Origin of the sequence: Maritimibacter sp. (assembly GCF_016774595.1) — a bacterium.
In the GTDB taxonomy this organism is placed as follows: domain Bacteria; phylum Pseudomonadota; class Alphaproteobacteria; order Rhodobacterales; family Rhodobacteraceae; genus Maritimibacter; species Maritimibacter alkaliphilus.
Window position 1 is genome coordinate 37,304 of sequence record NZ_JACBWT010000004.1, and the last position, 17,346, is coordinate 54,649.

A 17,346-nucleotide genomic window follows, 5' to 3' on the forward strand; every position below is an offset into this window, starting at 1 on the left:
TGCTGGCTTAGGTTTGGTCTGTTCAGGGGATCAGGACGACCTTCCCGAACGGGCGGTTATCTTCGACATGGCGATGCGCCGCGGCAGCTTCGCTCAGTCGGAAAGTCTTTTCCACGGGCATCACGAGTTCTCCGGCGGCGACATCCGAAAGCAGGCCCGAAATCATTTGTCCGATTTCGGGAAGGTGCATGACTTTGCCGAAGATGAAGCCTGTGACCGTGACCGCGGATTGTCGGATCGCGGCAGGGTCAAGCGTGGGTTGAACGCCGCTTGCCATGCCGACCATGACCAACCGACCCCGGGGGCGAATGGCGGCAAATAAGTCGGAAAACTTGGGGCCACCGACAAGGTCGATCGCTAGATCGACACCATATCCCCGGGTCGCCGCCAGAGTTTCGGCCCTGATGTCGCCCGTCCTGCCGTCGATACCGATATCGAGACCGAGCGTCTTGAGGGCGGCGATCTTCTCGGGTGAAGAAGCGGTGCCGATCACCCGGGCGCCGGCCCGCTTGGCGATCTGGACGAGAGCGATACCCACCCCTCCGGAGGCGCCGTGGATCAGTAAAGTTTCACCCGATCTCAACTGTCCGTATTCGAAGAGCGCCTGATGCGCCGTTCCGAAAGCAACCGGCACTGTTGACATCGCCTTCAGATCGGTACCGGCGGGGACCGGGTAGGCGAAATGTTGGGGAACCGCGAAGAGTTCGGCATGAGAGCACGAGAAGTTGAACCCCACAACGCTGTCGCCGGGGCGCAGTGATTTGACCTCGGGTCCGACCATGGTGACGGTCCCGGCGGCCTGATAACCGCCAATCCGTCGCGCTCCGTCCACCGGCGTTATCCGCCGATGCAGGAGATCACCGCCTTCGATGCTGATGGCGCTGACTTTTATCACGACGTCCGCCGGGCCGCATGTCGGGTCTTCGACATCGCCGTATTGCAGGACTTCCGGTGCGCCGGTTTCGGTGTAGAAGGCCGCTTTCATCGCGTATCCATTGCTGAAGTCGTTCAGGTCCGGCCCGCTGCCGGGCCGTCGGCCCTTGGCAGCAGGATTAGGGGTCGGGGCCCCGATGGCTTTGATTGATGGCGCCCTCCGGCGCGCAGGCCGGCGCTATTCGCCGACCACCTCGATCAGCCAGGGCCGATTGCTTGCCTTTGCCGTCTTCAGACAGGCCGACAGGTCATCCGCGGTCGTCACACGTTTGGCTTCAAGACCCAGGCTCTGAGCGAACTGGGTGAAATCGACCGGTGCGGATTCCCAGGTCCATGCCATTTCGTTGCGTTCCTGAAGACCGGTCGACATGTCGTAGACCGCATCGATCGCATCCGGGACACAGAGCCAGCCTTGGTTGTTGTTCACCACGAAAACCACAGGCAGGTTCTGCTGCGCAGCCGACCACATGCAGGTAGCGCTGAACATGAGGTTCCCGTCTCCGAGGAAGGCGAGAACCCGTCGATCCTCGGCGCCCATCTGCATGCCAATCGCCGTCGGCGCGCCCCATCCCTGCGCACTGCCTTTTCCAGATACGGCGTGGAAATTCAGAGGGTCGTCGAAGTCGTACATCGTCTCGACATGCCAGCCGAGGGTGCTGCCTGCCTGAACGATAATCCAGTCGGATCCGCACTGCTTGTACACTTCGCGGATGAGTTTCTTTTGCGGCACTGGGGACTGATCGCCTGGTAGCGCGTCCGCCTCTTCGATCGCGGTCTGCCGGGCTTGTCTTGGTGCGGCGCAGATCTCGCGGTTGCGTGCCCGTGCGTCTTCGGCGACAGGCGTGTGCTTCAATATCTCGACCAGCCGGGCGAGGCTTGGTTTCGGATGACCGTGCAGGGCCACGTCCGGCCAGAGTTGCTTGGCGGTCAGCATCGGATCGACCGACAGCGTAACCAGCCGCGTCCCGGACGGCAGCATCCGCTTTTCATCGGGCACGCCTTTTTCGGTGAACTCATAGCCGATGGCAAAGGCGACGTCTGCCTCAGCTAGGATCGCGGCATTGTTCGCCGGAGTGCCGACATACTGGTGGTGGCTGGTCGGGAACCCCATGAAGGAAGGATCCTGTTCGGACACAACCGGAGCGCCCACTGCCTCGGCAAGTGCGACCATCTCGTCGACGGCCCGGAGACGCCCGACCTCACTGCCGCAAAGCAGCACCGGCCGACGCGCTTCGCCCAGAAGCCGTGCCGTTTCCGCCAACCCGAGTTCGTCCGCGACCGGCGCGTCGAACGTACGCATCCGCGCGTAGTCCTCGCGGGGCGGGGGGCCGGACAATTCGATATCGTAGAGGTCCGAGGGGATCGAGATATGGACCGGGCCCATGGGCGCGGTCGATGCGATTTCCCAAGCGCGGGCAAGGATTTCGGGAATGCGCTCAGGCGTCGTGATGTCGTAGTTCCATTTGGTGAACTGCGCGCTCATTTCGGTCAATGAGCGAGGAGTCGCGGCATACTGATCACGTCCGCTTGTCGTGCGCGACCCGGTCGTCGACACTATCACCATGGGAATATTGTCCGCCCAGGCCGTCGTGACCGACATCATCGCTAGAGCGGTGCCGGAGGCGTGATACACGATGCAGAACGTCGGCTTGCCCGTCTGACGTGCGTAGCCCTGCGCCATCATGGTCAGGTTCGTCTCGTTCAGATGGCTTACGCAATTTATCTCTTTGCGGCGGGTCATCAGGGCGCGGGCCAGTCCCAGCATTCCAAGCCCTGTGATGTTGAATACCTTTTCGGCGCCAAGTCCGACCAGCGTGTCGATCAGCAGGTCTGCCCCGGTGTGAACCGCGTCGGCACGCCGGGCGGTCTGTGCATCAATGGCGTCGTTTCGAAGGTTTCCCATTCGATTTCCTCCTCCAGAATTTTGGATGACCTGACCATGTTCCTGCGTCGTCCTCGCTCGGCGCCGAATGCGGTCTAGTAATCTGTCATCCTGAGGACAGCGTAGGCATGGCCATCGGTGTTACTCAAATTGATTTAATCTTCAGATAAAATCACGAGGGTGAATAAAGCTTGTTTCGGTGGATTTTCCAGTCACGTCGCGGCCTAACGCAACAATCTGAAATTATTGACGAACAATCTGCCCCAATGAAAGCAGGCACGACACATTCAACATGAAGACATTGGGCACAGATCACCGCGGTTCAATGACATCCTTTACGTTCCAGGCCGCCATCGGCAGCTTCAAGATTTGCTCTCTGATCCATGTGTGGCCCTTGTCCATCTCTTGGCGCCGGTGCCAAATCAACAGCACCTGAAGCGTCTCTGTCTCGAACGGCAGGCGCGCCCTGACGAGGTCCGCCCGTGCCCGAATCGGCGCCACGGCCGGGTCAGGGACCGTGGCAATCAGTGAGGTGCCGAGAAGGATTTCTGAGAGTACGGACGCGTGAGGCAGGGTCAGCGCTATCTTTCTGGGGCGCTCCATCTGCTTGAGGGTGACATCGACCGGATGGCGATGCGCAGGCGTGGCCCGTGTCAGAACGTTGATATGACGATGTGCCAGGTAGACGTCGAGCGGGATCGTGCTGCCTTCCGTAACTCCTATCTTCTGCGCGTGTTTGGAGCAAATCAGTGCGGAATAACGGCAACTTGCCATGTGCTCTCGGCTGAAGCGCTCGGAGATCTCCAGCCGGCCGATGGCGAAGTCGGCGTATCCGTATTCGAGGAGCGTTTCATATTCGTCCAAGGGCGCTTCGAAAACGCTGATCTCTATGTTCGGCGCTTCGGTCTCAAGAACCTTCATAAGTGCGGCGATATAGGTCTCTTCTCCCACGTCGGTCGCAAGGATGGTGAAGGCTCGGGTCGACTCAGCCGGGACGAAGGACAACCCTTGCATGATAGAGGTCTCAATTCCCTTGAGTCCCTGTTGCACCGGATTGCTGATCATCTGGGCCAGGGGCGTCGGCTCCATTCCGTTGCGCGTCCGCACGAAAAGCTGATCGCCAAGCGTCTGCCTGAGCCGGTTGAGGGCGTTGGAGACCGCTGGTTGTGTCATATTGAGTCGATCCGCCGCGATCGAAACGCTTCTTTCCTGCTGAATCGCGTCGAAAACTTTCAGCAAGTTCAGGTCCAAGTTGTTCAAGCCGTGCATGCTCCCCCCTAAATTCACCACGCGAATAAAGCCGCCCCTCAATATCAATTTGCATAGCTTAGAAATCTACGCAATATCGAATTGAAGGGTGGTTCGACCGCCCGCAAGGGACCGCAACACATCCGGACACATCTGGGTTCGCACGTGTTGAACCCTTCAGAGCCAAGGGCAAGACGTCCGGCCGATGAGCGACCGAACCCTGTGCGTAGGGAGCACGGCGGGTCCGGAAGACCGGCAGTTATCTGGACGAAATCTAACCCGCAGCATCGGCGAGTCCGCAGGCACCGGAGAGGACCGGTGCTGGGGTCAGGAGAGGGGAGCCGGAGTGTTTGGCCCACAGGGCCACCGCACCGGGAGGAGAGGAAAATGGCAAGGCCTGAATGCCCTGAGGTCGTAATCGACAGCATCGCATCATCCATGTTGCTAGCTGTGACGCCACCGGCGCCGCCTCACGAGACCCCCAATGCCGACCAACGCGGCCGGAAGTGAATTCATGCCTCTGCGCTGCGCGCAAGGCCTGAAAAGGGCGTCAACCGATCGCAGTGACGGGGACAGCCAACCAAATGGGAGGAAACAGAAATGACAAAACTGAAGACAGGTGCGCTAATTGCGAGCATCATCGGAACGCAAGCCGCAGCCGACATGCAGTATTCACTGCCATTCAACGAGACCAACGAATTCTCGAAGATCGGTATCGAGTGGGCCAACGCGGTATCCGCCGCGACGAACGGCGAGATCACTTTTGAGCCGGTCGCAAACTCGGCCCTAGTGACGATTCCGGAAACGCTCGATGCCATTCAAGGCAGCGTGGTTCCAGCCGCCATGGGTGTGGCTTCGGCCATGGCTGGTACGATCCCGGCCTTTGGCTATCTGGAGCTGAACCTCAGCGTCCCGGTGAATAATCCGCTGACCGAAGAGGCGATGCCACAGATCTTTCCCGACGTAGAAAAGCTGTTGGCGCCCCATGATGCAAAGGCGCTCTGGATCATGCCCGCCTTCGGGGGCGGCCTGGCTTGTACCAGTGAGATCCTCGAATCCGTGGAAGAGTGGAGCGGCAAGAAGGTTCGGACCGCTGGCCGCTGGCAGGCCAAGCAGATGGAAGCGGCTGGCGCGAGTCCTGTTTCTCTGCCAGCGTCGGACATCTATCCGGCCTTGCAGAACGGCACCATCGATTGCGCGCTGATCTCGGGATCGATCTACCTGTCCAACTCCCTCTACGAAGTCGCTCCCTACTTCTCGGACTACGGGTTCGCGGGCAACATGTTGATCACCTTGGTCGGCGCGGACGTGTGGGACGACATGACGGACGAGCAGAAGAAGATCGTCACCGATCTGTCGAACGAGACCACCGTGAAGGGCACCAAGCAGCTTCGCGAAGTGAGTGTCCAGGAAGCCGAGAACATCAAGGCCAAGGCAACCTACCATAAGGTCACCGACGAAGAGTTGGCAAACCTGCTGCAAACCTGGGACCCGGTTTATCAGGAAGCCATGGGCGAAGTGACCGACGAGTTGGGCAAGCATCTTGTCGACACGCTTTACGCTTTCGGTCGGTAAGAGTGCCGAGATGGCATTTTACCAATCTCAGCCCTACCTGGGCTTCAAACGAACGGTAGAGGGCGTAAACGCCCTCTTCACCTTCGTCGCTTGTCTTCTGATCGCCGCCATCGGCTTGATCGTGGTGGGCGCAACCCTGGCCCGCGCCTTTGGCGAACCGCAGATGTGGGCGCACGACTATGCTCAGATTGCCTTCACCTACGTTGTCTTTCTGTCGCTGGCACCTGCGCTTCAGTCCGGACAGCATGTAACGGTCGAGTTGTTCGAAGGCTTCCTTCCCAATTGGATCCGAAAGTACCTCGATCACGTTGCCGCCATCGCCTGCCTCATCTTCGGGATCGTCTTCTGCTGGTACCTGTGGAAGCTGACGTCCCGCGCCTTTTCCGACAACCGCCTAGCCACTGCGGTGATCGCAGTTCAGCTCAAGTGGATACAGGTCATCGGCCCGATTGGCGTCCTTCAATTCGTGCTTACGGCTGTGCTCCGACTTTTCGAAGCACAACAGCGGTTCGCCGCCACGGAACAAGACTAGGAAATTCACATGGAAGCCTTGCTTTGGTTCAGCGCCTTCATTGGCGCACTCATATTCCTGCTGGCGCTTCGCATACCGGTTGCGGTTAGCATGGGTCTCATCGGCATTGTCGGTACGGCAGCCTTCGTGTCACCCCGAGCCGTCGTCCAGATCGCGAACATCGCATACTCGCAGACATGGAGCTTCGTGCTCGTCATCGTGCCGCTCTTTGTTCTGATGGGCGAGGTGATTGCGCTATCCGGCCTCGGTGCCGCTCTCTTCCGGGCGGCTGCGATATGGCTCAGGCGGCTGCCCGGCGGCCTTGCCATCGGGACCATTGCCGCAAGCGCAGGTTTCGCTTCGGTCTGCGGCTCGAGCCCGATCACCGCAGCGACAATCGGCGCAATGGCCGTCCCCGAGATGTCCAAGCACGGCTACGCCCGCAGCCTGGCCGCGGGTGCTACGGCCGCCGGGGGAACGCTCGGCATCCTTATCCCGCCGTCCGTGCCGATGATCCTTTACGGAGTGATCACCGAAACGTCCATCGGGGGGCTTTTCCTTGCCGGGATCCTGCCGGGGCTCATGATGGCCGCATTGCTGTCCGGCACGGTGATCCTGCAAGTCCTCATGAACCCGTCGATCGCTCCGGCTATCACGCATAGGGTCAGCTTTACCGAGCGGGTCAAGACAAGCGCCGAAGCCTTTCCGACGGTCCTGATCGCCGTAATGATCATCGGTGCCCTCTACGCGGGCATCGCCTCCCCATCCGAGACGGGTGCCTTCGGAGCGGCAGCGGCGGTACTGGTTGCGCTCGCGCTTGGCAAACTAAAAGGGGGTGTTTTGCCGAAAGCGCTGCAGAAGACCGTCCGGACGACAGGGATGTTCATGCTGCTTCTTGTCGGCGGGCTCTTCAGCTCTTTCGTTCTGACGCGTCTTGGCGTGCCGCAGGATATCTCGAACTATCTCACCGGTCTTGATGTCCCGCCATGGGTCATCATCGTGACGATCAACATTCTGCTCCTGATCATGGGTATGTTCCTTGATCCGCTCAGCATTCTCGTGATCGTGGTGCCGATCTTTCTCGATACCATCGTCGGTCTCGGCTACGACCCGATCTGGTTCGGTGTGATCGTGACCATCCAGATCGAGATCGCCGCCATCACCCCGCCAGTCGGACTGAACCTATTCGTCCTGCGGACGGTTGTGCCCGACCTGTCGATCACGGAAACGGCAAAGGGCGCGATCGTCTTCGTGATCCCCATGCTGCTCGGGATCGCCCTACTGCTCGTCTTCCCCCAGATCGCCCTTTATTTGCCAAGTCTGAGGTTCTGAAGCATGCGTCCAAATATGGAGCTGGGACATCCTAGGTGTTGTCGCATGTTGGGTGGTGTCACGTGAATTCGCTGAATTTTCAATTTGGCATCGGGTTGGCTGCTCAGGCGACATGCGCCGGCGATTTCCAGGCATCGAAAGCTTCGAGGCGGTGATACCGGATAGTAAGAGCGGTACGGCGCCGGACTTTCTCTTATGAGAGGTCTACGCCGCTTACGCACAGATTAACAAACCGGCAACCTCGCCCCCGTGAACGTGACAACACCGCGTGGTCAGCGGACTAAGGCTGAACGTCGGTGACCGTATTCATCAGTTCACATCCGGGGCGGGGCGGGTATGGCTCCGCGCTAGAGCGGAGCCTGGAAGCCGTCGTCGATGATTTGTATTCCGGATTGGTTTCTTCGGAACAGGCCCGACAGGTCCACGGTGTCGTCTTGTCCGACAAAGCCCAGGTCGACTAGGCGGCCACTGCGCGACGACGACAGGCTGTCCTGTCAGCGGGTGGTGCGGATCAGTAGATCACGGGCTCCTGCTCCAGACTGACTCCGAACTTTGTACGAACGGCGTGCACGGCGTCTTGGGTTGTGAACCGGCATGCATGTTTGGATGCCCCCTTCGATGCAAGGATTTTCTCTGACTTTTGAGCGCGTGATCGAGTGCGGTCATGTTTCAGGCCTCTCAGGTGCGGCCAAGACATGCCGCGGGCCGGTATGGTGATGCGCGGATTGGGGACCAGATCAAAATTGCGAGCTCGCAGCTCGTTGCACGCCACTGGTTTTCCCAACCCGGATCTGTTCGATCATTTGCCCATACGGGTCGTCGCTTTCCTCACATCGCCGACGCTCCGCGCGCCGCGGTCAGCAGACCGCGCCGGTCGGATCTCGGTAATCCTCTTCGCGCACGAGCATGGCCCAGACCATGCGTGCCATCTTGTTGGCCAGCGCGATAGCCACCAGCATGCGCGGCTTTCGGGCCAGCATACGCGCGAGCCATGATCCTGGCCGCCCGCCGTCGCGACCTCGCCAATGGACGATCGACATCGCCCCCACGATCAGCAGGCGTCGGATGTCGCGCTGCCCCATCTTCGAGGTCCGGCCCAGCTTCTGCTTGCCGCCGCTCGAATGCTGTCGTGGCACAAGTCCCAGCCAGGCCGCGAAGTCGCGCCCCTACGGAACTCACGCATGTCCGGCGCGAAGGCCGTAATCGCCATCGCGCAGACCGGGCCGATCCCAGGCATGGTCTGCAGCCTTCGGCCTCCCGTTTTGCTTCGCGGCCGCGACGATGCGCTTGTCGAGTTTTTCGATCTCAGCCCCCAGTTGCGCGATCTGATCGAGATAGATCCGCCCCAGGTGCCGGACCAAGTCCGGCAGGTCATCGTCTTCCAGACGAAGGGCGAGACGTTCGACGTTGGCGATGCCCTTACCCAGAACGATGCCGTGTTCGGCGAGATGGCCACGCAGTGCGTTGACCAGCTGGGTGCGTTGACCAACGAGCAGATCGCGGGTCCGGAAGAGCATCGCGCGGGCTTGCTGTGCGGAGCTCTTCACCGCCACCGTCCGCATGTTCGGTCGCTGGACCGCCTCGGCAATCGCTTCCGCATCCGCGGCGTCGTTCTTTGCCGCTTCACGAAGGGTTTGACATAGACGGGCGGGATGAGCCGGATCTCATGGCCGAGCCGGGCGAGTTCCCGGCCCCAGTAGTGCGCTGTCCCACAAGCCTCCATGGCCACGATGCATGGCGGCAGTGCCGCCATGAACTTCGCGAACTGTGGCCGCGACAGCTTCTTGCGGAAAACCGCGCGCCCGTCCGCCGTAGCGCCATGAATCTGGAAAACCTGCTTTGCCAGGTCGACGCCGACGATGCTAATCTCATCCATGGATGCCTCCTCTCCCTATGGTGACTTCAACATCACCATCTTGGCACATCGCGATGCCGTCGGGTGGGGGCATCCACACCATCAAGATTGACCCTGTATTGGGGTAATCGGCGTCCAAAAGTGACCCCTGATATTTCTGTTCAGAAGCTTCCTCAAAGGATTGAGGGAGCGATTTGGGGATGTTGGTTGTGGAGACGATTGCGAAGATCAGGCGGGCGCATTTCATCCAGGGGAAGTCGATCAAGCAGATCTGCCGGGAGCTGCGGGTATCACGGAACACGGTGCGGAAGGTGGTGCGGTCCGGGGCAACCGAGTTCAGCTATGACCGGTCCACGCAGCCCCGCCCCAAGATCGACCCGTGGCGGTCCGATCTGGATGAGATGCTGGCTGAGAATGACCGGCAACCCAAACGCCAGCGGCTGACACTGGTTCGGATTTACGAAGAGCTGCGCAACCGGGGTTATGACGGCAGCTATGATGCGGTGCGGCGCTATGCGGCGAGTTGGTCGAAGGCGACCCGGGAAGCTTCCGCCGCTGCCTACGTGCCGCTGAGCTTCGACCCGGGCGAAGCCTATCAGTTCGACTGGAGCCATGAGGTTGTCCTGATTGACGGCGTGACCACGACGGTGAAGGTTGCGCATGTGCGCCTGAGCCACAGCCGGATGCCGTTTGTGCGGGCCTATCCCAGAGAGACACAGGAGATGGTGTTCGACGCCCACGACAAGGCGTTTGCCTTCTTCGGTGGGGCCTGTGCGCGGGGCATCTACGACAATATGAAGACCGCCGTTGACGCGATCTTCATTGGCAAGGATCGGGCCTATAACCGGCGGTTCCAGCAGATGTGCGGCCATTACCTGGTCGACCCGGTGGCCTGTACCCCGGCCTCGGGCTGGGAGAAAGGCCAAGTCGAGAACCAGGTCGGCGTGATCCGCCGGCGCTTCTTCGTGCCGCGTCCGAAGTTCAAATCCTATGCCGAGTTGAACGCCTGGCTGGAGGATCGCTGCCTGGCCTATGCCAAGGCGAACAAACATCCAGAGTTGCGCGACAAGACGATCTGGGAGGTGTTCGAGGACGAGCGCCCGAGCCTTGTGCCTTACGTCGGCCCTTTCGATGGATTCCATGCAGTTCCCGCATCGGTGTCCAAGACCTGCCTCGTGCGGTTCGACAAGAACCGCTACTCGGTCGATGCCCGGGCGGTCGGGCGGCCGGTGGAGATCAGGGCCTATGCCGCCCGGCTGGAATGCTGGCAGGATGGGCAAATCGTTGGCCAGCATGAGCGGGCCTTCGGGCGGGACAAAACCATCTTCGATCCCCTGCATTACATCCCCGTTCTGGCCCGCAAACCCGGCGCCCTTCGCAACGGGGCGCCCTTCAGGGAATGGGAGCTGCCGGTGCCAATCCGCCGCGTGTGGCGCAAGCTGGAACGCCAGCCGGGCGGTGACCGGCAGATGGTCGACATCCTGAGCGCCGTGCTGACCGACGGGATTGATGCGGTCGAGGCGGCCTGCGCCGAAGCCCTGTCGCACAATGTCCATTCCGCAGGCGTCGTGCTGAACATCCTGGCCCGGCACCGCGAGCCGCCACCACCCCTGACAATCACCACCCCGGATGCGCTGAAGCTGGCCTGCGAGCCCATTGCCGACTGCAACCGATATGACAGCCTGAGGAGAACACAGAATGGAAAGATCCGAGGTAATCGACGCGATGGGAAAGCTGAGGCTCTACGGAATGAGGGCCGCCTATGACGAGGTCCTGACCACCGCCGTCAAACGCCAGCACGAGCCGCAACAGATCATTGGTGACCTGCTGACCGCCGAGATCAGGGAGAAGCAGGCCCGGTCAGTCAAATACCAAATGACCATCGCCAAGTTGCCGCTCGCCAAGGAACTGGAGGAGTTCGACTTCGAGGCCGCCGAGGTTAACGAGACCCTGATCCGCGACCTGGCCAACGGCGACTTCCTCGACCATCAGCGCAACCTCGTCCTGATCGGCGGCACAGGCACCGGCAAAACCCATCTTGCCGTCAGCATCGCCCGGACCTGTATCCGGGCAGGGCGCCGGGGCCGGTTCTTCAACGTGGTCGACCTGGTGAACAAGCTCGATGCCGAAGCCCGCGCCGAGCGCCAGGGCCGGACCGCCGACCTGATCTCCCGCCTCGACTTCCTGATCCTGGACGAGCTCGGCTATCTGCCCTTCGCCCAGACCGGCGGCCAATTGCTGTTCCACCTGATCAGCAAACTCTACGAACGCACATCCATCATCGTCACCACCAACCTGGCCTTCGGCGAATGGCCCAGCGTCTTCGGCGATGCCAAGATGACCACCGCACTGCTCGACCGGCTCACCCACCATTGCGAAATCGTCGAAACCGGTAACGAAAGCTGGCGCTTCAAGAACCGCGCATAGCGCCAACCCGAAACCCCGCAGGCCCGCCGCCGCTGCGCTATGTGAGGGCTACGCAGCGCCGGGCCTGCTCACCACCAAGGGGGTCAATATTGGATGCCGATAGGGGGTCAAACTTCAATGCCGATTGACAATCCGGCGCTACTTCATCTATTCCGCGATTGGACACCTTCTCTGGGAAAGTGCCCATATCCCGCTCTACACGATCTGGGTCGAAGGCAGTTGGAGCGAGATTGCCTTCGCCGTCGTCCATTGCACCGGCGGAGACTTGCTGATCGCCATGAGCACACTGCTGCTCTCGCTATTCATCGTCGGTGGGCAGGCTTGGCCGACAACTCGGGCAGGAGCTGTCATCCTTCTCGCGGTGGTCCTCGGCGTTTCCTACACGGTCTTCAGCGAATGGCTGAATATCGTGATCCGCGCTGCCAGGGCCTATCGCGACATCATGCCAGTGGTTCCGGTACTCGATGCCGGCCTTACGCCGCTGTTGCAATGGATGGTGGTTCCGTCTGTTGCCTATCTCCTGGCGATCAGGCTTCCGTTGAGCCAGCTCTTCTCCGGGGGGCGGAAGTAGATGGTGGACGTCTCTCTTCTTGGCCTGACCGCGGCCCTTCTGGCCGGTGCGATTTCGTTCCTGTCGCCCTGCGTTCTTCCGCTGGTCCCTGGATATGTGTCCTACGTTGCAGGACGCACGGCGGCCGATGGCGGTATCGCATCTGCATCCACCTCGCGCGCCGTGTGGCTGAGCCTCTGTTTTGTGCTGGGATTCTCAACCATCTTCATCGCGCTCGGCGCGTCGGCGACGGCGCTTGGTCAAGCCCTGCTGCGTTGGCGCTACGAGTTGAACTTGGCTGGCGGCGCTATCATCATCCTGTTTGGACTGTTCATGATCGGAGCAGCGCGGGTATCGGTCATGGAACGTGACTTTCGCTTTAATCTCGATATCCCCGGCGGTCAGGCGACCGCTTCCTACGTGCTCGGTCTGGCGTTCGGCTTTGGCTGGACGCCATGCATCGGGCCTATTCTCGGCGCGATCCTCACAGCCAGCGCAGCCAGCACGACGATCGGTGAAGGCATGGTCTTGCTCGCTGTCTACTCAACCGGTCTCGGTGTTCCTTTTCTCATTGTTGCTGCTTTCACTGACCGTATCGCTGGGCGACTGCGGGCCATAGGTCGCGTCGGTCGACGACTTCACCAAGCGGCCGGTGTGGTGATGATCCTGATGGGAATTGCGATGATGACAGGACAGTTGAGCGCGCTGTCATACTGGATGCTCGATGCGTTTCCGATTCTCGGACGTATCGGCTGACCGGCGAGAAGCTGTTTTGTCGGGTCACGAAAGTTTTTCTTGAACCTCTAGTAGCTATAGACGTTAGCCCTCTACAAACGCCAGTGCCGCGAGCAAATTGCCAACGCAACCTCAAACCCTCTCGGGCTCGCAACAATGTATCCGGGATATTGCGCGGCCCACCATACAATTACGAAGGAGACGTTGAACATGTTGACGAGAAGGCATTTCATTCAATCGACCACCGCGCTGTTCTCGGCATCGCTGGCCAGCCCTGCATTCGCCGACTCTTGGCCCACGGAAGCGCAAAAGGCCGAATGGGACGCGCAAGTCACGCCGCCTGGCTACGATCCTGCCACGTCCAATCCCTGGGGTCTGCATCCGCGCTTTCTTCCGCAACGTGTCGCCGCCAATGCGGGCCTCGTCCCTGGAGACATCCATGTGGATGCGGTGGCGCGCTATCTCTATCACATCGAGGAAGGTGGTACGGCAATGCGCTATGGTGTGGCGATCGCGCGTGGCAATCTATACGAGCCGGGCACATATACGATCAAGCGCAAGGTCAAGTGGCCGCATTGGCAGCCAACGCAGAACATGATCGACCGCGATCCGGAACTATATGCCGATGTTGCCGACGGCATGGAGCCTGGACCGAAGAATGCGCTCGGGTCTCGTGCCCTTTATCTCTTTGTCGGCGATCGTGACACATACTTGCGGATACATGGCTCTCCGCATCCGAGCAGCATTGGTGGTCGCGCAAGTTCCGGCTGCGTGCGCATGGTTATGGCGCACATCAACGACCTCTACCCAAACGTCGAGCTCGGATCGACGGCCTACCTCTATTCGGCCGAGGACAGCGTCACCGCCCGCAGCTAAACGCGCGCGAGCTTGGTGGTCGGTCCGACGGTCTGCCGAGCGGCTCAGCTTTCCCGTGCAGTGCATATGCGACTGCCATTTGGCGTGCGTAGCGGAATCAAGGTCGTTTCGACCGGCCCGCTATGCTCGTACCAGTAGCAGCCGTCGTCGGGCACAAGGCGCGCGGTAGAAATATCCTGGTCAGGCGCCGCCATTGCCACGACGCTATCAGGAATATCGCCGATAACGTTCGCCGCATCGCTTCCGCTGCTTGGAGGGATGGCACACCCTGCGGTGAACAACAGTGTGGTTCCGATCATCACGTTTTGCTTTGATTGTACCGACCGCATTGAATTTCCTTTCTGTTTTATCGGTCTGGCCGCAACAGATGGCCAGCCTCTTTCCGACGACACATAGCAAGAAAGCGATCCGGAGAACCATCAATTAATGTTCTTGAACCTCTAGGTACTGTAGGAACTATGTTGTTCTGAACAACCCGACTTTTGAGGTCCGTTCATGTTTGCTGAAACCAACCGACGAGATCATTCTCACGCCTCGCAAGAGAGCGGCAACAGTTGCTGCGGAAGCGATCGACCATGCGGCAACGTCGCTCCGGCGACGCCTGCGCCATCTGTCGGGCGGAGCTTCCAGGTCTCCGGGCTCGACTGCGCCGAAGAAGTGGCGATCCTGAACAAGGTCGTCGGTCCGAAGGTCGGCGGAGCAGAGCATTTGGCCTTCGACGTCATCAACGGGCGGATGACCATTCTGGACAGCGCGGACCGTGTAACTGACGACGAGGTGGCGCAACTGGTTGCGACCACCGGCATGAGTGCGAAGCCCTGGGATGCGGGAACCGCATCGGAAGATCAGGCGGCCCATCTCGCCCGGCAGCGGCTGTTCACGGCGCTGAGCGGCGGCTTCTGGGCGGCCGGCTTTCTCTGGCACATCTTCGAGACCGGCATGGGCGGGGCCCTCGGCCTGTTCGCGGGTCACGGCGAGTCCCCCATGCCGCTGGCCGAGGCGGTGCTCTTCGCCGTCGCGATCCTGTTCGGTGTCTGGCTCGTGGCCCCGAAGGCTTGGTCCTCCGCGCGGCGTCTGTCGCCCGATATGAACCTTCTCATGGTGGTCGCGGTGGCGGGAGCCATCGGCCTCGGCGAGTTCTTCGAGGCGGCGACGGTGGCCTTCTTCTTCTCGCTGTCGCTGTACCTCGAAAGTTGGAGCGTCGGGCGCGCACGGAACGCGGTTTCAGCGTTGCTTGACCTGGCGCCGCCGACGGCAAGGGTTCTCTATGATGATGGTTCTGAAGCAGACGTGCCGGCTTCCGCTGTTGCCATCAATGCACGGTTCGTGGTGCGCGGCGGCGACCGCATCCCGCTGGATGGTGAAGTTGTAGATGGGGCAGGGGCCGTCGATCAGGCGCCAATCACCGGCGAAAGCGCGCTGGTGCCGAAGGAGCCAGGCGACGAAGTCTACGCGGGAACGATCAACGGCGAAGGGACGCTGACGGTGCGCGCGACCAGGGCGGCCTCAGACACGGTGCTCGCCAAGATCATCCGCATGGTGGGGGACGCTCACGCCCGCCGAGCGCCCGTTGAGCAGTGGGTCGCGAAGTTCGCGCGCATCTATACGCCCATCGTCATGGCGCTGGCGATCGCCATTGCGCTGGTGCCGCCGCTCGTCCTCGGTGGAGCCTGGGACTACTGGGTCTACAACGCGCTGGTTCTTCTCGTGATCGCCTGTCCCTGTGCTCTGGTCATCTCAACTCCGGTCTCCATCGTGGCCGCGCTTACGGCCTCGGCGCGGGCGGGGGTTCTCATCAAGGGCGGAGCCTATGTCGAAGCCCCGGGCCGGACGACGGCACTGGCGATGGACAAGACCGGTACAATCACCATGGGTGAGCCTGAGGTGGCCGCCGTGCATCCGCTTGGCGGGGCCTCGGCGCGCGATCTTATGACGTTGGCGGGCGCACTCGAAGCGCGGTCATCGCATCCGCTGGCGCGTGCCATACTTGCGCGGGCCGAGGCAGACGGCATCGCGGTCTCAGCGGCCGAGGATACACGCACCGTGCCGGGACGGGGGCTGGAAGGACGGGCAGGGGGCCGAGAGGTCTGGCTTGGCTCCGACCGGTTCGCCGAGGAGAAAGGGTTCGGCAGCGCCATACCGGCGGACCTCCGTGACCGGATCGAAGGAGCCGGCAGTACGCTTGTGGCCGTCGGAGACGAGACCGGCGTGACCGGAATTCTCGAACTGCGCGACCGGATCCGCCCGGACGCCAAAGGTATCGTCGCGCGACTTCATGCGCAGGGCGTGAAGACCATCGTCATGCTGACGGGCGACAATGAACGCACCGCGCGCGCTGTTGCGGCAGAGGTCGGCATCGACGAGGTGCGTGCCGAACTCTTGCCCGAGGACAAGGTAACGGCAATCGAGGAACTGGTCGAAAGCCACGACATTGTCGCGATGATCGGCGACGGGGTGAATGACGCCCCGGCCATGGCACGCGCACACTATGCCATCGCCATGGGCGCTGTCGGTTCGGACGCGGCCATCGAGACGGCGGACATCGCCCTTATGACTGACGACATTGGCAAGGTGCCTTGGCTCATCGGTCATTCACGCCGCGCCATGTCGATCATCCACCAGAACATCGGCGTTTCACTGGCGACGAAAGCCGTCTTCGTCGTCGCGACGGCATTCGGGATGGCATCGATGTGGGGCGCGATCGCCGCGGATGTCGGCGTCTCGCTTCTCGTAGTTGCCAATGCATTGCGCCTGCTCAACGGCCACAAGGTAGGTGCGCCGCCATCCGGCGGCGAGCCGATTGGTGAGCAGATAGCAAAAGGCGCTCTTGCACACGGGCATTGAACCGCGACGAGCCGCAGGGTAGCATCTGCCCCACAAGAGACCTCGCTCACGAGGCATAGAGCAGTGATGAAGATCCATATTCCGCGCCGCGTCGTCTTGTTCGGAGGGCTTGTCGCTTTTCTATCCGGCTGCGCCAGTAAGTTCCGAACCTACAGCGGACCCGAGGTCACCCGGCTGCGCCTCTACAAGGCGCAGCGCTTGCTGGTTCTCGACGGCGCCGATCGTGTGTTGCGGACCTATCCGATCGGGCTGGGCTTCGCGCCCGTCGGTCACAAGCAGTTCGAGGGCGACGGTCGCACACCGGAAGGCTCCTACGTGATCGACCGACGGAACCCCGACAGCCTCTTCCATCTGTCCGTCGGTATCTCCTACCCGAACGAGGCCGACATCGCTTTCGCTGAGTCCCAAAGGCGTTCCCCCGGCAAGGACATCTTCATTCACGGCGGACCGCGGCGGGGGATCGACCCCACGAATGTCCGCGACTGGACGGCGGGCTGCATCTCGGTCACGGATCCCGAGATCGAGGAAATCTACGCCATGGTTAGGGACGGAACACCGATAGACATCTACGCCTGATG

Annotated in this window: 14 protein-coding genes and 2 pseudogenes; 10 read left to right on the plus strand and 6 right to left on the minus strand. The window is 61.1% G+C overall.

The window, feature by feature from the left end; genetic code table 11:
- Positions 1 to 22 precede the first annotated feature (22 nt).
- From HOY44_RS21810 to HOY44_RS21820, 3 genes are all read right to left on the minus strand, one after another.
- Complete coding sequence (locus tag HOY44_RS21810; RefSeq protein WP_138421462.1) at positions 23 to 985, minus strand: quinone oxidoreductase family protein; 963 nt, start codon at positions 983 to 985, stop codon at positions 23 to 25.
- A 126-nt stretch (positions 986 to 1,111) separates the two neighbouring features.
- Positions 1,112 to 2,836, minus strand: a complete 1,725-nt coding sequence (locus tag HOY44_RS21815; protein WP_138421461.1) for a thiamine pyrophosphate-binding protein — start codon at positions 2,834 to 2,836, stop codon at positions 1,112 to 1,114.
- A 291-nt stretch (positions 2,837 to 3,127) separates the two neighbouring features.
- Positions 3,128 to 4,084: a LysR family transcriptional regulator gene (locus tag HOY44_RS21820; RefSeq protein ID WP_138421460.1), complete on the minus strand. Its 957-nt coding sequence runs from the start codon at positions 4,082 to 4,084 to the stop codon at positions 3,128 to 3,130.
- Positions 4,085 to 4,663: 579 nt separating this feature from the next.
- Here HOY44_RS21820 and HOY44_RS21825 point away from each other — a divergent pair.
- From HOY44_RS21825 to HOY44_RS21835, 3 genes are read left to right on the plus strand one after another with little or no spacing between them, the layout of a single operon-like run.
- A complete protein-coding gene (locus tag HOY44_RS21825; protein ID WP_138421459.1) occupies positions 4,664 to 5,638 on the plus strand; it encodes a TRAP transporter substrate-binding protein in 975 nt (324 codons plus the stop codon).
- A gap of 10 nt (positions 5,639 to 5,648) precedes the next feature.
- Positions 5,649 to 6,170: a TRAP transporter small permease gene (locus HOY44_RS21830; protein WP_138421458.1), complete on the plus strand. Its 522-nt coding sequence runs from the start codon at positions 5,649 to 5,651 to the stop codon at positions 6,168 to 6,170.
- 9 nt (positions 6,171 to 6,179) lie between these two features.
- Positions 6,180 to 7,481, plus strand: coding sequence for a TRAP transporter large permease (locus HOY44_RS21835; RefSeq protein WP_138421457.1), 1,302 nt, complete (start codon positions 6,180 to 6,182; stop codon positions 7,479 to 7,481).
- 103 nt (positions 7,482 to 7,584) lie between these two features.
- Here HOY44_RS21835 and HOY44_RS22730 read toward each other — a convergent pair.
- Together HOY44_RS22730 and HOY44_RS21840 are read right to left on the minus strand one after the other, a co-directional pair.
- Positions 7,585 to 7,665: pseudogene (locus HOY44_RS22730) on the minus strand (IS6 family transposase); the annotation flags it as partial.
- Positions 7,666 to 8,338: 673 nt separating this feature from the next.
- Positions 8,339 to 9,357, minus strand: a pseudogene (locus HOY44_RS21840) (IS110 family RNA-guided transposase).
- A gap of 179 nt (positions 9,358 to 9,536) precedes the next feature.
- On the opposite strand from HOY44_RS21840, the gene istA reads away from it, so the two are divergent.
- The 5 genes from istA to HOY44_RS21865 all read left to right on the plus strand — a co-directional run bounded on the left by istA (position 9,537) and on the right by HOY44_RS21865 (position 13,924).
- Positions 9,537 to 11,102, plus strand: a complete 1,566-nt coding sequence (istA, locus tag HOY44_RS21845; RefSeq protein WP_008335500.1) for an IS21 family transposase — start codon at positions 9,537 to 9,539, stop codon at positions 11,100 to 11,102.
- Positions 11,035 to 11,763: an IS21-like element helper ATPase IstB gene (gene istB / locus HOY44_RS21850; RefSeq protein ID WP_083783480.1), complete on the plus strand. Its 729-nt coding sequence runs from the start codon at positions 11,035 to 11,037 to the stop codon at positions 11,761 to 11,763. Before istA ends, istB begins: the two co-directional genes overlap by 68 nt.
- A 124-nt stretch (positions 11,764 to 11,887) precedes the next feature.
- A complete protein-coding gene (locus tag HOY44_RS21855) occupies positions 11,888 to 12,334 on the plus strand; it encodes a hypothetical protein (protein WP_287437865.1) in 447 nt (148 codons plus the stop codon).
- Complete coding sequence (locus tag HOY44_RS21860) at positions 12,335 to 13,069, plus strand: cytochrome c biogenesis CcdA family protein (RefSeq protein WP_287437867.1); 735 nt, start codon at positions 12,335 to 12,337, stop codon at positions 13,067 to 13,069. It abuts the gene before it with no gap.
- 189 nt (positions 13,070 to 13,258) lie between these two features.
- Positions 13,259 to 13,924 (plus strand): L,D-transpeptidase, encoded by a 666-nt coding sequence (locus HOY44_RS21865; protein ID WP_167646928.1) that lies wholly within the window; start codon positions 13,259 to 13,261, stop codon positions 13,922 to 13,924.
- 44 nt (positions 13,925 to 13,968) lie between these two features.
- Here HOY44_RS21865 and HOY44_RS21870 read toward each other — a convergent pair whose 3' ends face one another.
- Positions 13,969 to 14,253, minus strand: coding sequence for a hypothetical protein (locus tag HOY44_RS21870; protein WP_287437871.1), 285 nt, complete (start codon positions 14,251 to 14,253; stop codon positions 13,969 to 13,971).
- Between the two features lie 166 nt (positions 14,254 to 14,419).
- On the opposite strand from HOY44_RS21870, the gene HOY44_RS21875 reads away from it, so the two are divergent.
- Entirely contained in the window at positions 14,420 to 16,768 is a 2,349-nt protein-coding gene (locus HOY44_RS21875; protein WP_287437873.1) for a heavy metal translocating P-type ATPase, read from the plus strand.
- A gap of 66 nt (positions 16,769 to 16,834) precedes the next feature.
- A complete protein-coding gene (locus tag HOY44_RS21880) occupies positions 16,835 to 17,344 on the plus strand; it encodes a L,D-transpeptidase family protein (protein ID WP_287437875.1) in 510 nt (169 codons plus the stop codon).
- Positions 17,345 to 17,346: the final 2 nt, after the last annotated feature.

Excerpts from the sequence above, each read along its gene's own strand:
- HOY44_RS21810 (WP_138421462.1), bottom strand. The coding sequence starts at position 985 with ATGAAAGCGGCCTTCTACACCGAAACCGGCGCACCGGAAGTCCTGCAA.
- HOY44_RS21815 (WP_138421461.1), bottom strand. The coding sequence starts at position 2,836 with ATGGGAAACCTTCGAAACGACGCCATTGATGCACAGACCGCCCGGCGT.
- HOY44_RS21820 (WP_138421460.1), bottom strand. The coding sequence starts at position 4,084 with ATGCACGGCTTGAACAACTTGGACCTGAACTTGCTGAAAGTTTTCGAC.
- HOY44_RS21825 (WP_138421459.1), top strand. The coding sequence starts at position 4,664 with ATGACAAAACTGAAGACAGGTGCGCTAATTGCGAGCATCATCGGAACG.
- HOY44_RS21830 (WP_138421458.1), top strand. The coding sequence starts at position 5,649 with ATGGCATTTTACCAATCTCAGCCCTACCTGGGCTTCAAACGAACGGTA.
- HOY44_RS21835 (WP_138421457.1), top strand. The coding sequence starts at position 6,180 with ATGGAAGCCTTGCTTTGGTTCAGCGCCTTCATTGGCGCACTCATATTC.
- istA (WP_008335500.1), top strand. The coding sequence starts at position 9,537 with ATGTTGGTTGTGGAGACGATTGCGAAGATCAGGCGGGCGCATTTCATC.
- istB (WP_083783480.1), top strand. The coding sequence starts at position 11,035 with ATGGAAAGATCCGAGGTAATCGACGCGATGGGAAAGCTGAGGCTCTAC.
- HOY44_RS21860 (WP_287437867.1), top strand. The coding sequence starts at position 12,335 with ATGGTGGACGTCTCTCTTCTTGGCCTGACCGCGGCCCTTCTGGCCGGT.
- HOY44_RS21865 (WP_167646928.1), top strand. The coding sequence starts at position 13,259 with ATGTTGACGAGAAGGCATTTCATTCAATCGACCACCGCGCTGTTCTCG.
- HOY44_RS21870 (WP_287437871.1), bottom strand. The coding sequence starts at position 14,253 with ATGCGGTCGGTACAATCAAAGCAAAACGTGATGATCGGAACCACACTG.
- HOY44_RS21875 (WP_287437873.1), top strand. The coding sequence starts at position 14,420 with ATGTTTGCTGAAACCAACCGACGAGATCATTCTCACGCCTCGCAAGAG.
- HOY44_RS21880 (WP_287437875.1), top strand. The coding sequence starts at position 16,835 with ATGAAGATCCATATTCCGCGCCGCGTCGTCTTGTTCGGAGGGCTTGTC.